We start from the raw sequence: 21474 nt of genomic DNA, 5'->3' as shown, positions 1-21474 counted from the left end.
CCCTATTCGGTTGTTGAAATTTTTAATAAACTAGCACTGACTTCAGTTAGTTCAACTATTTGAGCGGGAAACTCATATCAATCGCAATATTGTTTTTATAAGATTATTCCCACTCTTACTAAAAACCCATGAAATGCAGATAATACCGAATTTATCTAATATCTCTTGAACATCTGGTTCCTCTTTTAATTTATTAGCGCCGTACACATGAATCTGATTCTTGTGGCATTTCAAATTACTTTAAAGTAATATTCGGTTTCTTCTGCTTTGTTTACTACTGAATATGTTAAACAATGAATAATTTCGTTACCTATTTACACCTGTTACTACAATTATCATTTAAAATTACCATACTTTTGATACTCACCACGTTCAATGTGATCACACCAATCCTGATGAGATAAATACCACTCAATCGTTTCTTGAATCCCATCATCAAATGAATGAACGGGATACCAACCAAGTTCAGTCTGAATTTTCGTTGGATCAATCGCATAACGTTGATCATGTCCCAATCGATCTTCAACAAATGATAATTGATTCTCTGAAATATTCAATGCCCGCATAATCGTCATCACCACTTCTAAATTTGTTCGTTCATTATGCCCACCAACATTATAGACTTCACCCAAACGCCCCTTTTGTAAAATTAAATCAATGGCCTGACAATGATCCTCAACATGTAACCAATCACGGACCTGACACCCCGTTCCATAAACAGGTAATTTCTCTCCTTTAAGCCCACAGCGAATCATTAATGGGATGAGCTTTTCAGGAAACTGATAGGGTCCATAATTATTTGAGCAGCGGGAAATCGTCACTGGTAAACCAAATGTCCGGTAGTAAGCGAGTACAAGTAAATCAGCTGATGCTTTAGAAGCAGAATAAGGACTTGACGTATGAAGTGGAGATGATTCTGTAAAAAGCAAATCTGGTCGATCAAGTGGGAGATCTCCGTATACTTCATCTGTTGAAACTTGATGAAATCGACTAACCTTATACTCCCGACTTGCATCCATCAACACTTGTGTTCCTAAAATATTCGTTTTTAAAAAGAGGTCCGGTTGTGTAATCGAACGATCGACATGAGACTCAGCCGCAAAGTTTACCACCACATCAAATTGCTCTTTTTCAAATAATGAAAAAATAAACTCTCGATCGGTAATATCGCCTTTTACAAATTGGTAATTTAGATTGCTTTCAAACTTCTGGCAATTTTCCAAATTACCTGCATACGTTAAAGCATCTAAATTCACAACAGTGTCTTTTGGATATTTTTTCAATCTATAATTAATAAAGTTTGAGCCAATAAAACCTGCTCCACCTGTTACTAGTAGTTTCATTGCTTCAACTCCTTCCATAATTTTTGATCTCTCTCTTTTTCTAGTAAAAGAAATGTCCATTCCTTCTTTCGATCCCTCAGATTATAACAATCTGTCCGTCAACAGCTTTCCTATTATCTCATGAAATTGAAATAAGTGTTTTATTTATTGAGTTAAAGGTTGATTTTCTTTGAAAACAATCTCTCCGTCTATTTTATTATTTTTCCAACAAAAAAACTATCAAACCGATAACATTTTATCTTGATTGATAGTCTTTTTTATATTATTTGTCTAAGTAGCCTGAATTTTTAGTTTTTCTTTTGTTTCTTCATCATCTGTCAATCGATGAGATAACCATTTGTCTCCACGAAGGCGAATCATATATAGCGTTCCTCTTACTGCCCAATCGACAAACATGGCAATGAAGATACCGTATACGCCCCATTTTAAGACAACACCGAATAAATATCCAAGTCCTACGCGGAAGACCCACATACCGGTAATCGCTGTTTTCATTGTATACTTTCCATCTCCTGCTCCTTTTAGCCCCCCTGGTAAAACAAATGAAAAGGCCCAAATCGGTGTCGCTAAGGCATTAAGTTGAATTAATTTAGTTGCATAATCCATCACAGCTTCATGATCAGTGTAGAGCGCGACAAGATACCACGCGGTTGGAATCGATAAAGCACCTAAAATAACAAGACATATGGTGGCGAAGCGGGTAATATAGCTTAAACTTTTTCGAGCCTCATCATATTCCGCTCGCCCAATTTCTTGTCCAATAATCGTTGTCGAGACAGTAGTTAGAGCATTCCCCGGAATATTGATTAAGTTAATAATGGAATTTGCAATGGAATTCGAAGACATGGCAATAGCTCCCATTCCCCCAATAAACACTTGTGTCAGTAGCTTTCCTAAATGAAAAATAATGGATTCAACTCCTGCTGGCACCCCAACATAAAAAATTTGCCTTAAAAATTTAAAATTTGGTTTATAGTGATGCAGTTTCTCTAGTTTGAGCACCTTTTTCCCACTCATTAAGATCCATAGGACATAACTAGCCCCGATAGCACGGGCAAGCGAAATTCCAAGAGCTGCACCGATAATTCCCCATTCAAAGACATATAGAAATAAATAGGTTAATCCAATATTAAAAATGTTAGCAATAACATTGCTAATAGCAGCAGTTTTTGTATCTCCTGCCCCACGTAATACTCCATTAGCAATTAAGGTAATTGCCATAAATGGGAAACTTAATAAGACAATTCCAAAATATTTAATTCCATATTCCATAACCTGTGGTTCAACACTGTTATAAATCAACCTAATGAGTGGCGCATTAAATATAAATAAGAATATGGTAATCAAAATTGAAATGAAAGTTGCAGACATTACCCCTTGTTTTGCTGCTTCATTTGCTTTTTGACAATCTCCTCGCCCCATATACTGTGCAACAACAACAGTTCCCCCAATCGCTAATGCTGTAAATACAGAAATAAACAAGTAACTAAACGAGTCAATCATTGAAATCGCTGACACAACATTAATTCCTTCTTGACCTTTTAAATTAGAAGAAAGCATGGTGTTCATCATTCCCATCGTAGTGGTTAAAATCTGTTCAATCAAAATGGGAATTCCGAGTAGCATGATTTCTTTTTTTAATCGTTTCATATCCTTCACTTACACCCACCTCGAGTCCTAAAACCTGATATTCATGAGCTATTATAAAGTGATTCTTCATCAAATTATACGAGCTAATGCCACCTATTTTAAAATAAAATACGACATTTCAACATATGATGGTTTCATTAAAAAGAGCACGCTTGGCGTGCCCTTTTGCTTATTATAAATTATCGTGCTAACCATCCACCATCAACAGCGATTGTATATCCATTGATATAGTCACTTGCTGAGCTTGCTAAGAATACAACTGGTCCTTTTAAGTCTTCAGGTGTTCCCCAACGATCAGCAGGAATACGATCTAAAATTTCTGTACTTCGTTTTTCATCAGCACGTAATTGTGCTGTATTATCAGTTGCCATATATCCTGGTGCAATTGCATTAATATTGATTCCGTATTTAGCCCATTCATTTGCCATGGCCATTGTGATTCCTTTGATTCCTGATTTACTTGCTGTATAAGAAGGAACACGAATTCCACCTTGGAATGATAACATTGAGGCAATGTTAATGATTTTTCCACCCGTTTGTTGTTTAATAAATTGGTTTGCCATAGCTTGGCAGAAGAAGAAGACTGTTTTTAAGTTGATATTCATCACATCATCCCAGTTTTGTTCTGAGAAATCAACTGCATCTTCACGACGAATAATCCCAGCGTTGTTAACTAAGATATCAACATGTCCAAATTCAGCTACCGCTGCATCAATAATTCCTTGAACTGGATCAATTGACATTAAGTTTGCTTGAATAGGTAAACAACGACGACCTGTTGCTTCAATTGCTTCTTTAACTTCATCTAAAGCTCCTAACCCAACTGCTACAATATCAGCTCCTGCTTCTGCTAATCCTAAAGCCATTCCACGTCCTAACCCTACTCCTGCTCCTGTTACGATTGCTACTTTACCTGATAAATTGAATTGTTCTAAAATCATGACTTTTCCCCTTTTCCTTTTATAATTATCGTTTCATTCCAACTGATCCATTACACAGATCTTTAATATCACTGTCATTGGCAATTAAAACATCACCATTAATCGTATGTTTTAAAACACCACTTGCTAATCCATACTCAACCGCTTCAACATAGTTTTGCTCTTCTAAATTTAAAACATTCATTAACCCTGCAACGAAAGCATCTCCTGCTCCAACACGATCCACAATTTCAAAGGTATATTTTTTCGTATAGTGTACAAGCCCCTCAGCTGTGTAACAATACGCACTTAAACTATTTTGATGAGTTGAATGCTGCTCACGCATGGTTCCAAAAATACATTTACAGTTTGAATGATTCATAAAGTGTGTGAAAACACCTTGGCGGTGCGCTTCAACCGTCGCATATTCTTCACCGGTTGTATATCCACCAATGGTTTCAATATCGTATAAACTTGCAAACACGATATGAACATATGGCAACACTTGACGAATCGCTTGAGCAGCTTCTTCAACTGTCCATAGTTTAGCACGGTAATTAAAATCAAAACTAATGATCAGTCCTAAATCAAATGCTTTCTTTACTAAATCAATAGTGAAATTTTTAAGGTCTTCCCCAAGTGCAAGTGTAATTCCACTGACGTGTAAGTGTGTGCGATCCTTTAAAATGTCAGTGAGACTTAATTCATCATATTTGATATTCGCAATCGCTGAGTGTTTACGATTGTACACGACATTTGAAGAACGAATGGAGTGCCCAACTTCAACATAATAGGTTCCTAAAATATCACCACCCATAATCGTAGGTGATAAATCAATTCCATACTGACGAAGCGAGCGGTATGCTGCCACTCCTAATGGATTATTTGGAAGCTTTGTAGCGAACCTTACATCATGTCCAAAATTCGCTAAAGCAATCGCAATATTTGCTTCACTTCCACCATAAGTCACATTCAATGAAGTGCATTGTTCTAATTTATCATGGTTTGGAGGGGTTAAACGTTGCATAATCTCCCCTAAGGTTACAAACTTTTTCATGATATCCCCCTATTATCGACGAGCTTCAGCTACTTTTTGAACGAATTGTTTAGCAAGCTCTGTTACACCTGCATAATCACCATGTTTAGCTGGTGCTGTTAAGTCGCTACCTACTCCAACTGCTACACAACCATTTTTAATCCAACGATCAACATTATCTAAGCTCACTCCACCTGTTGGCATAATGTTTGCTTGTGGAAGTGGTCCTTTAACTGCTTTAACAAAGTCTGGTCCATAAGCACTTCCTGGGAATACTTTAACAATATCTACTCCAGCTTCCATAGCTGTAATGATTTCAGTAATTGTCATACATCCAGCCATGTAAGGAACTTGATATCTGTTACATAATTTAGCTGTTTCTAAATCGAACCCTGGAGATACGATATATTTTGATCCTGCTAAAATTGCAATACGAGCTGTTTCACTATCTAGAACCGTCCCCGCTCCGATTAACATCTCATCTCCAAATTCTTTAACTAATGTTTTAATGACTTCATCTGCATTTGGAACTGTGAAAGTTAATTCGATGGCATTAATTCCACCTGCTAAACATGCTTTTGAAATTTCAATTCCTTGTTGTGCATTTTCTGCACGAACCACGGCAACTACCCCTGTATCTGTTAACGATTTGATTACTTCGAATTTTTTCATAAGGCACCTCATTTATCCTGTTTATTATTTTAAATCTTTCATAGCAACATGATCCATGTCATCAAATGTGATATTTTCTCCACACATTCCCCAGATGAATGTATAACGGCTTGTTCCAACGCCAGAGTGAATTGACCAACTTGGTGAAATAACCGCTTGTTCATTACGTACGACTAAGTGACGTGTTTCTTGTGGCTGTCCCATAAAATGGAACACATTGCTGTTTTCATCTAAATCAAAGTAAAAATAAACTTCCATACGACGCTCATGCGTATGACATGGCATCGTATTCCACATATTATTTGGCGCTAAAATGGTCATTCCCATTACTAACTGACAAGATTGACAAACAGCTGGGTGAACATATTGATTAATCGTACGTTTATTTGATTCAGCATCTGATCCTAAGTGTACTTTATTCGCCTTTTCTAATGTAATTAAAGTATGAGGATAATGATGGTGAGCCGGTGCACTATTAAAATAAAACTTAGCGGGTTGCTCTTGATTAATTGACTCAAATGTAATCTCTTTAACCCCTAGCCCAATATATAGTCCATCTTGATAATTTAATTCAAATACTTCGCCATCGATGACAATACGTCCAGATCCCCCAATGTTGATAATTCCACCTTCACGACGTTCAAAGAATGAATCAACTCCCATTTCTTTTCCAGCTACTAGTGTTAATTGCTGCTCAACAGGCATGATCCCACCAGCAATGATACGATCGTTGTGAGAATAAGTTAACTGGACTTCATCCGCAACGAATACCTTTTCAATTAAGAAATGTTCACGTAATTCTTCTGTTGTATAATGTTTTACATCATTTGGATGATTTGAATAACGAGTTTCTAATTTCATTTTTAATTCCCCTTTTTGATAAAATTATCCCTGATAGCCAAGTAGCCTTGATATTTTATAAGCAGCTTCTTTTACAAGTTGTGCATCTTGTTCAACATCGTAACCCTCTTTATACAGGCTAACGATTCCGATTGAAGATGACACCACGCCATTATAATCAAAGATTGGTGCAGCAATCGCCATCGTATGCTCCTCATGTTCACGGCATGAAATTGCATACCCTTTAACTTTAACTTGCTGAAGTTCACTTTTTAAAGCAACCTTAGATGTAATGGTATGCTCAGTTAAAGGTAGTAATTGTAATTTCCTGATTAATTCCTCATGATGAGGTGAAAACGCTAAAATTGCTTTTCCAATGGCCGTTGAATGTAAATAAGTTTCATCCCCAATCTCTGGCGTTGCAATGATTCGCTTAGTTGGCTCATGTTTCAGCGTAAATATTAATTTACCATTATTCTCTTTTGCAATAAAAGCGGTATGTCCTGTCTGTAAGCTTAATTGTCTTAAGATTGGATTCGCTGAGTTTAAAAGTAATGAAGTCTTCGAATAAGCAATTCCAATGGCGTATGCTTTGACACCAATGGCATAAGTTTTTAAACGATGTTCTTTAATATATAGCATGTTTAACTCAACTAATGTTTCTAAAATATCAAAGGCACTTGTTTTTGGCATTTCAAGGCGTGTTGCTATATCATTTAATGTCAACTCTTCAGAGGATGACGCAATTAATTCAAGTATTTCAATGGTTCGTTTAGCTGTTCGATTTATTTTCATAAACTCTCCTACGTCCTTTAATAATATTTAAGACTGAAGGAGCTCCAATAAATACTGTTGACTATAAGAAATATCTTCACCCACGACTCCTTCAAAAATAATCGTTGGTTCTTGATCTAATTCTTCTAATTTTGAAAGAAGATATTTATAATCGAGTAATCCTTTTCCTGGTGCTACCTGTCTTATTTGTTGATTTTCGACCATAAAATCTTTGGCATGAACAATTCGAATCTTATCATGAAATAATTCAACCATTTCATCAATTAATCGATGTTGATTTTTATAATTCTCATTCGACAATAAATTGAATAAGTCAAACGTTACCACGGTATTTGGATGATTCAATTCATCAATTAAACGTTTTAAACGACGTGGAGTTGAAATCACATGTTGATACGCCGGTTCAATGGCAAGATAAGTATTAGATTCTTTTGCAACCTCTAAAAGTTGTGAAAAAACACGTTTCACTTCTAAAAAAGCTTCTTCACTACCATTTGATTCATGGAATGTCCACTGATCATCATTATAAGATCCCGTTTCCGTTCCAACTAACGTCGTGTTAAAACAATGAGCTTTTCTTAAATGATTTTTAAAGTTTTCAACGGAATCTTTTACTTTTTCCTTGTCACTATGAATGGGATTAAAATAGGCTCCAAGCATGGCAACTTCGACATGACTCTCATTTAAAAAGAGACTTAACTCCTCAACTAACTCTTCATCTAAAATCTTAGGCATTTGCGTTTGATATTCAATCGCCTTATTTAAAACTAGCTGAATAGAATGAAACCCTTTCTCTACCAATGAATCAACTAAATCCTTAGGTGGTAATGTTCCAATATCATGAGCTCGAATTCCTAATTTCATCGTCTTAATCACCTCCTATTATAACATTTTATAACACCTAAATTAATGAAGTTTTAACATATTTAAGTGTCTTTTTATGGATTGTTATAATGTTACACCTGATTTCCAAATATCAATTTCACGGTGTCCATTAAATTCATTATTTGTCCATTTTCCACTACATACATCGCAAATATAATTAATAAAATCTTCAACGACCTCTTCTGTCGTTGATGCGGTTAACATAGCACCCGCATCAAAGTCAATCCAATGTTTTTTCTTATTGGCTAAGTCAGAATTAGTCGCTACTTTTACCGTTGGAATAAATCCACCGAATGGGGTTCCACGCCCAGTCGTAAATAAGGCTAAATGACATCCGGCACTTCCAAGAGCTGTCACTGCCACTAAGTCATTTCCTGGCCCTTGAAGTAAATTTAAGCCATTATGTTCTAAACGATCCGTATATCTCAAAACATCGACCACTTCAGATGTTCCTGCTTTTTGGGTGCATCCTAATGATTTATCTTCAAGTGTGGTAATTCCACCCGCCTTATTTCCAGGACTTGGATTTTCATAACACACTTGATGGTTTCGTTCATAATACCCTTTAAAATCATTGATTAAATGGACAATTTTATCAAACGTTGCCTCATCTTTAGCACGATTCATTAAAATCGTTTCAGCTCCAAACATTTCTGGAACCTCCGTTAAAACAGTTGTTCCCCCACTTTTTACTAAATAATCAGAGAAATATCCAAGTAAAGGATTTGCCGTAATTCCTGAGAATCCATCACTTCCTCCACATTTTAACCCAACACGTAAGTTACGAAGTAAAGAAGTCGCACGATAATCTTGTTTCATGACCTCATATAACTCATGAAGAATTTTGACACCTGCTTCAATCTCATCTTCAACATCTTGAGCAACTAAGAAGCGTACTCGTTCTTCATCATACTCACCCATTGTTTCTTTAAATGTTGAAACTTGATTATTTTCACATCCAAGTCCAAGTACTAAAACTCCACCTGCATTCGGATGTTTAGCAATATTTTGTAAGATTTTACGAGTTGTCTCATGGTCATCCCCCATCTGAGAACATCCAAATGGATGGGCATATGAGAATACACCATCAATCGTTAGATTATCAACTTCTTTTAAGAAACGATCTTTGATAATTTCAGCTGTCTTATTAACGCATCCAACAGTTGGAATAATCCATAATTCATTACGAATTCCAATATCCCAATTTTTACGATGATAAACGCGAATTTCACGATCCATTAACAATTTATCAGCACGTTTTGATTTAGGCTGGTACTCATAAGATAAACAATCATTTAAATTCGTTTTCACATTCTGAGTATGAACATGAGTTCCCACTTCAATGAATTGGGTTGCATGTCCAATCGCAAAACCGTATTTGACAACATCTTGATTTTCTTCAATCTTTTTGATGGCTAATTTATGTCCTTTTTTGATTTCTTCTTTTACAACGATTGAGTGCTCATCAATCGTTAGTTCGTCACCTGGTTGTAAATTAACCAAGGCAACGACTACATTATCATCTTCATGTAATTTAATAAACGGTCTCATCATATCCCCACCACTAACAAACTTTTTTTAATGCAGTTTCCATTCCATCACTTAAGATGTCTTCAACAATCGCTGTTAATTCATCAGTTAAGTTTGGAATCTCATTTAAATTCATTTCCCAATGATCTTCCATTCCTAAAAATTCAGTCACGACATCACGAACCGTTGCAGTTCCTGCTTCATAACGATTCCAAACATTTCGATAGAATTCTAAGAAATCTGCCTCATCTTGAAGCGCAATGACCTCAGTCCCTCGTTTTCCACGGAAGAACACTAATAAACTTGCCAATGAGAATTCAATGTGTGTTGGGAATTTCCCAAAGCGTTCAACATAATCCAATGCTGTGGGTAATAAACGACTTTTGAATTTTGAAGTTGAATTTAAAGCAATTGACATTAATTCGTGGCGGACACGAGGATTATTAAATCGGTCATAAACTTCTTTGGCAAACTGACGTAACTCATCAGCAGTTAAATAGCGTTCCGTTGCCGGAATCATCTCATCTTCTACCGTATGATTTAAGAAAGTTAACATTAAGTCATCGTTCATTGTTTCTCCAACTGTATCAATCCCATATAAGTAAGAAACAGGAACCATTAACGTATGCAGTCCATTTAAAATACGGACTTTGCGGATTTTGTAAGGTTTAATATCTTTCACAAATAAGATATTTAAGTTGGCTTCTGCTCCTTTTAAAACAGAAGAAATACCATTTCGATCCTCAATCACCCATAAATGGAAGACTTCACCTAGTACCATATTTTTATCTAAATAACCAAATTGGTTTGTAAATTCTTCAATACGTTTAGCAGGATATCCCGGAACAATACGATCAACTAATGTATTGGTGAAGGTATTCGCTTCGTCTAACCATGTCATAAATCCTTCTTCAAGGTGATGAACTTCTGCTAAACGTTTCACACAACGATGTAACTCGTCTCCATTATTATCAATTAATTCGCATGGAACAATGTATAATCCTTTTGTCAGATCTCCATTGAAATGACGATAGCGATGAAGTAAGAAGGCTAACACTTTACCAGGGAATGTTTTAGGTGGTGTTGCTTCAATCGAATCTGATTCATCTAACACAATTCCGGCTTCAGTTGTGTTTGAAATCATTAATTCTAAGGTTTCAACTTCAGCTAATTGTAAATAAGCTTCAAAATTCATATATGGATCAATAAATTCACTAATACTATCAATAATTTGTGATTTTGAAACGAATTCATTATTTTGAACCCCTTCTTGAATCACCGTATATAATCCATTTTGTTCCGCTAATTCTTTCACACGTCCAAAAGGTTGTGGTTGGACAACGGCAATATTTCCATTATATACTCCAGCGTCATTTAATTCTTGAATCATCCAATCGACGAATGCTCTTAAGAAGTTTCCTTCTCCAAATTGAACAATTTTTATCGGTCTTTCTTTTCTATTTGGTAAAATTTCATTATTTAATGCTTTCATTATTGACCCCCACAAACAATTATTTATCTAAATTAAAGAATGATTTTGCATTGTTATAGCAAATATCTTCTACAATTTGTCCTAAGAACTCTACATCATTTGGATATTCCCCATTTTCAACATATTCCCCTAATAATTGACATAATAGACGTCGGAAATATTCATGACGAGGGAATGATAAGAAACTTCTTGAATCTGTTAACATCCCAACAAATTTTGCTAATACACCGTTTGCTGCTAACGCGCGCATTTGATCATTCATTCCATCTTTATGATCGTTAAACCACCATCCAGATCCAAACTGAATTTTACCTGGTGTCACACCATCTTGGAAACATTGCATTAAAGTGACGACTTTATGATTATCGCTTGGATTTAAATCGTAAATAATCGTTTTTGGTAATGCGCCTTTTAAATTTAAACTATTTAAGAATTTAGATAATTTTTGTGTATCTAAAGAGTTATTGATTGAATCATATCCTGTATCTGGCCCTAATTTTTCAAGCATTGTCGTATTATTATTACGTTGTGCTCCAATATGAAATTGCATCACCCAACCACGGTTATGGTATTGTTCCCCGAGGAATAAATAAAGTTGTGTTTTGTATTTCTCAACTTCTTCTTTTGTTAAAGTCGCACCAGACATCGCTTTTTTAAAGATTTCAGCAGCTTCTTCAACTGTTGAATCAGTAAATGCTAAAACATCTACCCCGTTATCGCAGGCTTTACATCCACACTCAACGAAGAAATCCATACGCTCTTCTAATGCTTTAAATAAATCAGATAACTCATGAATGTCATATCCAACTACTTGACTTAACGTTTGAACCCAAGCGGTAAACCAGCTTAATTCAATATTAACCGCTTTATCAGGTCGGAAAGTTGGTAAAATTTGAGCTTTACAAGTTCCTTCTTCTTTAATTAACTGATGATATTTTAAATCATCACATGGATCATCCGTTGTACAAATGACTTCGACATTCATCATATCGATTAATCCACGTACTCGGAAATCTTCCGTTGCTAATAAACGATTACATTCTTCATAAATTTCTTTGGCTGATTTTGCACTCAACGGTGTTTTGATGTTGAAGTAACGTTGTAATTCTAAATGTGTCCAGTGATAAAGTGGATTTCCAATTAAATATGGCATCGAACTAGCCCATGCATTAAATTTTTCTTCTCCTGATACCTCTTTTCCAGTGATAATTGATTCGTTCACGCCAAGAGCACGCATCGCACGCCACTTATAATGATCTCCTCCAAGCCATACTTCTGAAATATTTGAGAATTTATTATTTTCATAAATTTCTTTTGCACTTAAATGACTATGAAAATCAATAATTGGCATTTTTTTAGCATGTTGGTGATATAAAACTTTAGCCGTTTCATTTTGAAGTAAGAAATCTTCTGTTAAAAATCCTTTCATATCCTTTTATCCCCTTTTTAATTTTAATTCAACTTTCGAGTTTGTAATCACCTCATGCAATCCTGGTTTTCTTGCAAAAATCGGTAAACAAACTAAATAGCAAGAGAAAACTTTTGAGACGTATTCGCGTGTAAACATCGCAAAATAATTTAAATCGGATTCATCATTTGTCACGACTTTACAAAAGACCATTGTTTTTCCAATTGTTGTACGTTCTAACCAAAATAATGATTGAAGCGCAATTGGAATTAATACAATGATACACAGCTCACTAATCGTTAATAATGTAAATGACTCCTCAAACATCCCATTGAGTTGTCCGGCAAGAAATATTCCGAGTGCAGTTCCTCCAATCAGAACAAAAATATCAATAATTTCAGCAATAATTCTCCTTAATAACACCGTCAACTACCACCTTTTTAACATTTTGAATTTGCATTGGATCGCCAATCACATTTTCAAACGTTACATTTTCTAAATTTACTTCAATTATATTGTTTAAAACCATCCCATTTTGACAATAATTAGGAATATCATCCATCATAGCAGGAACTCCTGGCTCTGCCTCTGTTGTGAAATGGAAAACACAATCTTTTAAACTTAACCGTTCAATCGGTTTCTCTGGTAAGCCATAAAAATAAGCCGCTGCAATTTCTGAATGACGACATTTAATATCTTCAAAACAAAAATCACGGATATCTGGTGTTCGATAATCGACCGGTAAAGTTTCCTTCGTCTTAACATATTCACTATGACCATCTGGATCACAGAAATAGAAACAGTTTACCACTAATGGAGTTAGTACCTTCTCCATCTCGATGTGACGGAATGTGACATCTTCAACAATTGCAGCCTCTCCACGTCCACGGCGTGTCTTAATTCGAAGCCCACGATCTGTTTCGTTAAATAAACATTGCTCCACTAGAATATGCTTAACACCTCCAGCCATTTCGCTTCCAATAACAACTGCACCATGACCAAAGTTCATACTACAATTTCGAATCGTAATATATTCTGAAGCTCGTTTTAAACGACTTCCTAAATAAATTTTTCCAGATTTGATGGCAATACAGTCATCCCCAACTGAGAAATGAACCCCAAGAATTAAAACACGATGACAAGATTCAGGATCTAATCCATCCGTATTCGGTGAATCTTTGGGATTAATAATTTTTAAATCAATAAACTTCAAATCATCCGAGAATAAGGGATGAACAGTCCAAGAGGGAGAATTTTGTAAGGTAATCCCTTGAACGTTGACATGATGAGAATGAATAATTTGAAATAAACGTGGACGCCAAGCCACATTTCTTACCTTTGGAAAGTCCCACCATCCAATAGATCCATTTCCATCTAATACACCTTCACCAATTAAATTAACATTTGAAACATTAACCCCTTGAATCAATGCTGTAAACGTATCGAGTGGATTCCCTTCCCATGAACCTAAATAATACTCTTCATGATTTGAATTTTTGGTATATCCAGGTAATATTGCACCACTTTCAAATGAGGCACTATATAATAAGGTTGCTCCTTTTTCTAATTCTAACGTTAAGTTAGATTTTAAGAAAATCGTTTTAGTCGCATAAGTCCCTTTTGGAATAAAAACTCGCCCATCATCAGGACAAGACATAATTGCGGCTTGAATAGCTAACGTATCATCAGTTATCCCGTCACCTTTAGCATTAAAGTGCTTAACATTTAAACAAATACTTTCTTTTTTTGTATATACCTCTTTTGATAGAGATTCACCTGTTTCTTCATTGATAATCGTGACCATATACGCAGTACTTGGTTGTAACCGATAAATAGAATAAACATTTTGGACTAAATGCTCATCAATTATTTCATCATTTAATTTTAAGGTATACGGTTGACTTGATTTAAAACATGATTGATTTTCAAGTTCTAGTGTTAAACTTGAGGATGTTTGTAAAACAATATTAAAGTTCATCATTTCCACCAACCATTAAATATTCTGCATAGGCCATCATCAGTGGTCCAATTCCTTTTGCTTCATCCGGCACCACTTTTTCTGAAATGTAATACTCAAAACTTCCATCGCGTACAACACCATTAAAACTTCCAAGTCCCGCTACTTCACAAATTCCACCAATATGATACCCAGCTTCGTCCTCATATCCATACACTTCTAAAATTCCTTTTAATGATTTAATTGCCTTTTCTTTATATGATTCATCTAAAATATCCAAACGAACCCCTTTTAAAATTGAATAAATCACCATTGCAGTTCCTGAAACTTCTAAATAATTTCCTTCACGATCCATCGCATCAATCACTTGATACCATAATCCTGTTTTTTCATCCTGATAAGGTAAAATATCATCGATACTCTCAACAAACATGTCAATTAATCCCTTATAATATTCAAAAATTGTTTCGCTCATTTTATCGATCGAATCAATTAATGCCATTAATAGCCATCCTTCTGCACGTAGCCAGTAATTTTTAGACAATCCCGTTTCTTCATCACACCAGAACATTGATTTCGACTCATCCCATGCATGATAATATAATCCGCATTCTTTATTACGGTGTGTTTTATACACTTCCATGAATTGTTTATAAATATCTTCATACTGTTGTTTTCCATTAAATACCGTTTCATATTCGGTAAAAAACGGTAATGCCATGTACAGCCCATCTAACCATACTTGATGTGGGTATCGATTTTTATGCCAGAAGTTACCACTATTTGTTCTAGGATGTGTTCTTAATTGATCCATTTGATGTTCGATGGCTACTTTATATCGCTCATCATTTGTTTTTTCATAAGCAAAGAATAAAACTTTTCCAGCATTTACGTGATCAATGTTATATTCTGATGAATTATACCCTTTTAAATTCCCCTCTTGATCCACGAATTCATTTAAATAAGCTTGTATATAATCCCAATAAAACTCATCATTTGTTGCGATATATAAGTCTTGTGCTCCCTTTAAAATGACACCATCTTCATAGCACCAAAATCCCTTATATGGTTTAAACTGATTAATATAAGATTTAAAATATGTTTCTAATTGCTTCAACATCCTCACATCCTCCAACTTTAGATAACCCTGGTTTGTTTTTTTGTGAAACTTTTCTTTTTATTCTAATAAAAGATAAATAACTAATGACCGAAGTCATTAGTTATTTATGGTTAATAAACTATTCTTTTGAACCTGTTGATGCAATACCGTCAATGAAATATCCTTGTGCACAATAGAATAAGATAATTGAAGGGATAATTGACATTAATGACATTGCGAAAATATTTCGATATTGAACAGCTGAATCTGTGTTATCCATTGCTAAACGCATCGCAATTGATAATGGATACTTGTCAATACTTGAAATATAAATTAACGGTCCTTGGAAATCATTCATTCCCCACATAAATGTTAATAATGCTACCGTAACAATTGTTGGTTTCATCACTGGAATTAAGATGTGAACTAATGTTTGGAATGAGTTACATCCATCCATTTTAGCTGCTTCATCTAACTCTTTAGGAATGGTACGCATAAATTGAATTAACATGAAAACAAAGAATGAGTTAGTTGCAAATGCACTATCTAACCATAAAGGAATATGTGTATCTAATAAATTAAGATCACGCCAGAATAAGTATAGAGGAATACGGAAAATAACATCTGGCATTAATAAAGTCCCAATTACCATCACAAATACAAACTTTTTAAATTTAAAGCTACGGCGTGTTAAAACATAAGCCGTTAAAATGCTTGAAACAACTGTGAAAATTGTTCTTGGAATTAAATATTTCATTGAGTTCATGAAATAATATCCTAAGTTAAATGGTGTATTTGTTTTCCATCCATTTACGATTGATTCCCAACCATTTTGAATATCTTTTGGCCAGAATGCTGCTGACGTAAAGATTTCTGTGTTTGTTTTAAAGATTGCTCCTACAAGCCAAAGCAAAGGGTACATCATGAAGAATCCAACGATTGCGAGGACCATGAAACGTACTGTTGCATTGATTTTTTGTTTTGAAAGACCTTTCACCATACTCATCTCCTTAATCGTTATAATGTACCCAATAATTTGAGCTTCTGAATACTACCGCTGTTAATGCCATAATGATAATGAACATTACCCAAGATGCGGCAGAGGCATATCCCATTTTAAAACTACTAAACGCATTTCGGTAAATGAAAAGGTTTAATAAGTAAGTTGAGTTTAATGGACCTCCATCAGAAATTAAGTAAGCTGAGTTGAACTCTTGGAAAGACTTAACTAATAATTGAACCGCGTTAAATAAAATAACTGGTGTAATGGATGGAACGGTAATCGCAAAGAATGAACGCCATTTTCCTGCTCCATCAATTGAAGCTGCTTCATATAAAGATTGTGGAACATTTTGAAGTGCTGATAAGAAGATTAACATAACTGATCCAAACTGCCATGCTTTTAATAAACTTAAAACAATAATCGCATAACGTGTATCTGTTAACCACATCACTGATTCTAACCCCACTAAATTTAAACAAGCATTGATAACTCCATCATTACCAAAAATAAATTTCCAAACGATTGAAACGGCAACACTTCCCCCAAGAATCGATGGAATATAATAAGCGGTACGGAAGAAGTTAACCCCTTTAATTTTAAAGTTTAAGATGTATGCAATAAATAATGCAAACACAAGTACTAACGGTACCGTTAAGAAGACATATTTGAAGGTAACCATTAATGATGTTTTGAACAATTCATCTTCCATTAATAAGTAACGATAGTTTTCAAATCCAATAAATTTTGGTGCACGAATCAAGTTGTTTTGTTGTAAACTCAAAACTAATGCATCGATGAATGGATTTAATTTAAAAACTAAGAATCCAATTACCCACGGTAATACATATAAATAAGAACTATTAAACTTAAATTTCTTTTTTACTTTCGCCTCATTTTTGATTGTGCTATTCGCAACCTTTTTTACATTTTCCACCTTTTATCGCCCCATTGCTTCATCCATAATTCTTGGCATTTCTTTAATAACTTTTTCAGCCGCTTCTTGTGGTGTCATTGTTCCAAACACGACAGCCTCTCCTGCACCTTCATATAAATCTTTTACATCTGTGTATTCAAAGAATGGATGCATGATTGTTGATTCAATATTTGAGTGCATATTGTAAGCCTCTACCGTTACACCAGTTAATAATCCTTTATCAACTAAAATATCATATCCAGCTTGGTTAGCAGGAATTCCACGTTGAGTTCCCATGATTTCAACTGCTTTTTCATCTGTTAACATCCAGTTTAAGAATTTTGCAACTTCTTCAGGATTTTGAGCATTTTTACTAATTGCAAATCCCATTGAAGGTTTTTGAATATTACCAGTTAATTTTGCTCCATCCATTGTGAATTGAGCGAACGGTTCTACTACTTGACCTTCTTCTAACGTATCAATGTATTTAGCGGCACTTGAATCCCACTCATTAATTCCACCGTATTCTCCAGTGATCCATTTTGGATTTTTCTCATCTAATTCATTTGAATCAACATTTCCAGCAGGCATTACATGATTTTCAACCATGTCTGCTAATAATTGATATCCAGCTGTTAATTCTTCAACTGAGTATTGAATGTTTCCATCAGTATCAAAGAATGTTTTCCCTGTTTCTTGCTCTAAGTAACTGAAGACTAAATACATCATTCCTGCTTTTCCTAATTTACTTAGTGCGTAGTAGTTATCTCCTAATGATGATTGAATTGCTTTACCAGCATCCATTAATTCGTCCCAAGTTGTTGGAATGTCGACTCCAGCATTTGAGTAAAGCGTTGTATTTAAGAATGGTACACGAGCGGTAATACTTGTTGGAATAGCTTGAAGTTTATTTTCAATTGTCATTGCATCTAATAAAGATGAATTATAGTTTCCTAATTCTAAATTAGATAACGTATTTAAATCGTAGAACCCATCACCATCTGGTGAGTAAATCCATAACCAGTTGTAGTTTACTTGCATTAAATCTGCATTTGTTCCCCCTGCATATTGCGTTGTAAATTTATCTTGAAATCCAGACCAAGCCGCATATTCAGGTATGATTGTAACGTGTGGATTTTCCTCCATGTACAATTCAATCACCTCTAATGTCGCCGCATGACGTGAATCTCCTCCCCACCAAGAGAAACGGAATGATACTGGATCATTTGATTCAGTTGTTGTCCCCTCTTGTGTTGTTGATGATTCTGGTGTTGTTGTTGAACCGTTATCTTTTGCTTCGTTCCCTGAACAAGCCACTAATGTTGCAGCACAAGCAAAAACAGTTGCTAAAGACCATATTTTTTTCACTTAAAAACCCTCCCTAGATTTTTTTACAACTTAATAGCTGTTTTTGATTTAGTGAATCCCCCCGGTTGGTTCACCAGATTGCCCCTCTTTTTCTCGTTCGTATATGCGAACTTCATTCGGTTGGAAACGCTTAACTCAAAATTATCATACTTTTTCCAATGTCACAAGATAATTCCACCAAATAATTTGTGAATTTGTTTAAAATCTTTGTGATTTTTTGAATTTTTTCCCAAAAGACATATGCTCAGAACCAAAACAACTAGGATTGTTGGTTTTTGTCGATTTTGTCGTTTTTTACTTTGAACTTCAACTTTTTTACCTGATTAATTTAATAAAAAAAGATGGTAACTCTTTACCATCTGTTAATCACAATGCATATAATCATCCGCTAAATCCCAAGGAACAATAAACCCGCTTCCTTTTGAACAAAAAATAGAGGCAGAAGGATTTGAGCGATCCTCCTCTTTATTATATTGTTTCAATTCAATGATACTTGCTTGGTTATGACACACATCATATCCCCTAACACGCAATGAAATTTTCCCTAATCCTTTTGTATAAGATAAAAATTCAATGGGATAATCCATAAATGTTGCAACAGGAACTCTCCCTTTAATAATACATTGATCATTTCTAGTGACTGGCGATTCAAATGTCCCAGCAGATTTTTGAATATCCGTGATAACTTTTCCCATTAACGATAGATCAACTTCTATTTTAAAATCGTAATACGGTTCTAAAATTATTGAGTTTGCTTTTTCTAAACCTTGACGAATCGCACGAGATGTTGCCTCATAAAAATCTCCTCCACTCGTATGCTTAGGATGAGCTGCTCCCGTTAATAACGTTACTTTAATATCCGTGACTCGAGACCCTGTTAAAATCCCTACAATTTTTCTTTCTAATACTTGCTGTTTGATGAGATTTTGATAATTGATTGGTAACTGTTCTATATGACAATTCGATTGAAACTGGACTCCACACCCTCGGTCTGCGGCCTCAATTAAAAGATGAACTTCTGCATAATGCTTTAATGGTTCATAATGTCCTCTCCCAATCACTGAATCAGCAATCGTTTCAAGATAAATCACCTCACACGGTCCAAATGAAATATCCTTGTGATATCTCTCTTTCATCAGATTCTTCAAAACATCTAATTGAATGATGCCCATAATTTGAATCTGAATTTGTTTGGTCTCTTCATTCCAAACAACACCTAGCGAAGGATCCTCATCCTCTAATCGCCTAAAATAAGATAACATCTCAAGGGGATTGATAGATGAATCATAAAGAACCGTCACACTTAAGGCAGGCAATAATTCACAAGAGTGTCTTTCAACTAAGTCACCTATCCCATCAAAAATTCTAAAATCACATAATCCCGTCACACCAACTAATTGTCCTGCCTCGACATAAGAGACACTTTCATATTTACTTCCTTGATAGACTCGAATCTGATTAATCTTTTCCTGACATTGCGTCTTTTGGTGAATAAACGTATCTTTAACGGATAACGAACCCGATAATAATTTAAGAAAAGTGACTCTTTCCCCTTTTTCATCATATCGAATTTTATACACACGTCCTGAAAAAGAATCCTGTATGGAGTAGTTTGTTTCAGTTAATTCATCTAGCACCCATAAAAAATCAGCAATTCCGATATTCTTTAAAGCAGAACCCGCCATAACGGGGATCATCTTTTTTTGCTTTATTTTAACTTTAAGAGCTTTAATCCAATAATCACGTTCAAGATTTCCTTCAAAATATTCTGACATTAAAGACTCATCTGTTTGAGCAACTGTTTCAATTATTTCTAATGATAACTCTTTAATTTGTTCACTCGCTTCAATAAAAATGGAATCGACTTTAAATTTCTGCTCTATTTCGTTTAAGAGAGTTGAAAGATCGGTGCCTTCACGATCTATTTTATTAATAAAAATAAAAATCGGAATCTGATACCTCTCTAATAAATTCCAAATCGTTTCCGTATGGCCCTGAATCCCCTCGACTGCACTGATAACTAATATCGCATAGTCCATAATCTGAATAGAGCGTTCCATCTCCGTTGAAAAATCAATGTGCCCAGGTGTATCAATTAAATAATAGTCATGACCATTATAAGAAAAAGTTGCTTGTTCTGCAAATACTGTAATCCCACGTTTTTTTTCAATATCGTGATGATCTAAAAAAGAGCTTTGATGATCGACACGTCCACATTGCCTAATGGAATTCGTTAAATAAAGAAGTTGCTCTGCTAATGTTGTTTTACCACTATCCACATGCGCAAACATTCCAATCGTTTTTTTCATGATGACACCTCTATTTATAAACTTATTTTTTTATTATATCAAATCTTTTTTAAACTGTCCTTATAACATTATTCGAACATTTGTTCTAACAATAGTTGCTATCATTCAAATAATATGAGATAATAGCATGGTTAGAAAATACACCACTCTAAAAACGGATAAACTCTCCCCAAGTTTTTATCCCCTATCCTATTTTTCTACTTATCAAAAAAGCACCGCTTCATGAGGCGCTTTTTTGATTATTTTTTATTTAT

19 protein-coding genes are annotated in these 21474 nt (G+C 34.9%); all 19 read right to left on the bottom strand.

Annotated features, from left to right (window positions below):
• Positions 1 to 72 precede the first annotated feature (72 nt).
• The 19 genes from J6D32_RS14090 to J6D32_RS10545 all read right to left on the bottom strand — a co-directional run bounded on the left by J6D32_RS14090 (position 73) and on the right by J6D32_RS10545 (position 21220).
• The gene (locus tag J6D32_RS14090) at positions 73 to 207 is read right to left on the bottom strand and encodes a sugar nucleotide-binding protein (RefSeq protein WP_202795348.1); all 135 of its coding nucleotides are present in this window, start codon (positions 205 to 207) and stop codon (positions 73 to 75) included.
• 128 nt (positions 208 to 335) lie between these two features.
• The gene (gene rfbB, locus J6D32_RS10630) at positions 336 to 1343 is read right to left on the bottom strand and encodes a dTDP-glucose 4,6-dehydratase (RefSeq protein WP_039930899.1); all 1008 of its coding nucleotides are present in this window, start codon (positions 1341 to 1343) and stop codon (positions 336 to 338) included.
• Positions 1344 to 1613: 270 nt separating this feature from the next.
• The gene (locus tag J6D32_RS10625; protein ID WP_070099668.1) at positions 1614 to 2993 is read right to left on the bottom strand and encodes an MATE family efflux transporter; all 1380 of its coding nucleotides are present in this window, start codon (positions 2991 to 2993) and stop codon (positions 1614 to 1616) included.
• 179 nt (positions 2994 to 3172) lie between these two features.
• Positions 3173 to 3934 (bottom strand): 2-dehydro-3-deoxy-D-gluconate 5-dehydrogenase KduD, encoded by a 762-nt coding sequence (gene kduD / locus J6D32_RS10620; RefSeq protein WP_006784705.1) that lies wholly within the window; start codon positions 3932 to 3934, stop codon positions 3173 to 3175.
• Between the two features lie 25 nt (positions 3935 to 3959).
• Complete coding sequence (locus J6D32_RS10615) at positions 3960 to 4970, bottom strand: sugar kinase (protein WP_006784706.1); 1011 nt, start codon at positions 4968 to 4970, stop codon at positions 3960 to 3962.
• 12 nt (positions 4971 to 4982) lie between these two features.
• The gene (locus J6D32_RS10610; RefSeq protein ID WP_006784707.1) at positions 4983 to 5621 is read right to left on the bottom strand and encodes a bifunctional 4-hydroxy-2-oxoglutarate aldolase/2-dehydro-3-deoxy-phosphogluconate aldolase; all 639 of its coding nucleotides are present in this window, start codon (positions 5619 to 5621) and stop codon (positions 4983 to 4985) included.
• A 24-nt stretch (positions 5622 to 5645) separates the two neighbouring features.
• Positions 5646 to 6482 (bottom strand): 5-dehydro-4-deoxy-D-glucuronate isomerase, encoded by an 837-nt coding sequence (gene kduI / locus J6D32_RS10605; RefSeq protein ID WP_006784708.1) that lies wholly within the window; start codon positions 6480 to 6482, stop codon positions 5646 to 5648.
• A 24-nt stretch (positions 6483 to 6506) separates the two neighbouring features.
• Positions 6507 to 7256, bottom strand: a complete 750-nt coding sequence (locus tag J6D32_RS10600) for an IclR family transcriptional regulator (RefSeq protein WP_006784709.1) — start codon at positions 7254 to 7256, stop codon at positions 6507 to 6509.
• Positions 7257 to 7283: 27 nt separating this feature from the next.
• On the bottom strand, positions 7284 to 8120 hold the full coding sequence (locus J6D32_RS10595) for a sugar phosphate isomerase/epimerase family protein (protein ID WP_006784710.1): 837 nt from the start codon (positions 8118 to 8120) through the stop codon (positions 7284 to 7286).
• A gap of 84 nt (positions 8121 to 8204) precedes the next feature.
• Positions 8205 to 9692 (bottom strand): UxaA family hydrolase, encoded by a 1488-nt coding sequence (locus tag J6D32_RS10590; protein ID WP_055165560.1) that lies wholly within the window; start codon positions 9690 to 9692, stop codon positions 8205 to 8207.
• Positions 9693 to 9705: 13 nt separating this feature from the next.
• Positions 9706 to 11163, bottom strand: coding sequence for a tagaturonate reductase (locus J6D32_RS10585; protein WP_006784712.1), 1458 nt, complete (start codon positions 11161 to 11163; stop codon positions 9706 to 9708).
• Positions 11164 to 11182: 19 nt separating this feature from the next.
• Positions 11183 to 12592 carry a glucuronate isomerase gene (gene uxaC / locus J6D32_RS10580; protein WP_006784713.1) on the bottom strand — a complete coding sequence of 470 codons (1410 nt, stop codon included), beginning with the start codon at positions 12590 to 12592 and terminating at the stop codon, positions 11183 to 11185.
• A gap of 6 nt (positions 12593 to 12598) precedes the next feature.
• Positions 12599 to 12994, bottom strand: a complete 396-nt coding sequence (locus J6D32_RS10575; protein ID WP_006784714.1) for an RDD family protein — start codon at positions 12992 to 12994, stop codon at positions 12599 to 12601.
• The gene (locus tag J6D32_RS10570) at positions 12969 to 14549 is read right to left on the bottom strand and encodes a glycoside hydrolase family 28 protein (protein ID WP_006784715.1); all 1581 of its coding nucleotides are present in this window, start codon (positions 14547 to 14549) and stop codon (positions 12969 to 12971) included. Before J6D32_RS10570 ends, J6D32_RS10575 begins: the two co-directional genes overlap by 26 nt.
• Positions 14539 to 15648, bottom strand: a complete 1110-nt coding sequence (locus J6D32_RS10565; protein WP_055165554.1) for a glycoside hydrolase family 88/105 protein — start codon at positions 15646 to 15648, stop codon at positions 14539 to 14541. Before J6D32_RS10565 ends, J6D32_RS10570 begins: the two co-directional genes overlap by 11 nt.
• Before the next feature lie 118 nt (positions 15649 to 15766).
• Positions 15767 to 16627, bottom strand: coding sequence for a carbohydrate ABC transporter permease (locus J6D32_RS10560; protein WP_006784717.1), 861 nt, complete (start codon positions 16625 to 16627; stop codon positions 15767 to 15769).
• 10 nt (positions 16628 to 16637) lie between these two features.
• Positions 16638 to 17564 (bottom strand): carbohydrate ABC transporter permease, encoded by a 927-nt coding sequence (locus J6D32_RS10555; protein ID WP_006784718.1) that lies wholly within the window; start codon positions 17562 to 17564, stop codon positions 16638 to 16640.
• A gap of 3 nt (positions 17565 to 17567) precedes the next feature.
• Positions 17568 to 18911, bottom strand: coding sequence for an ABC transporter substrate-binding protein (locus tag J6D32_RS10550; RefSeq protein WP_006784719.1), 1344 nt, complete (start codon positions 18909 to 18911; stop codon positions 17568 to 17570).
• 362 nt (positions 18912 to 19273) lie between these two features.
• Complete coding sequence (locus tag J6D32_RS10545; protein ID WP_129821427.1) at positions 19274 to 21220, bottom strand: GTP-binding protein; 1947 nt, start codon at positions 21218 to 21220, stop codon at positions 19274 to 19276.
• Positions 21221 to 21474 lie beyond the last annotated feature (254 nt).

The organism is Turicibacter sp. (genome assembly GCF_017941855.1).
GTDB classification, from domain to species: domain Bacteria; phylum Bacillota_I; class Bacilli_A; order MOL361; family Turicibacteraceae; genus Turicibacter; species Turicibacter sanguinis.
This window is presented reverse-complemented; position numbering and strand designations above follow the sequence as displayed.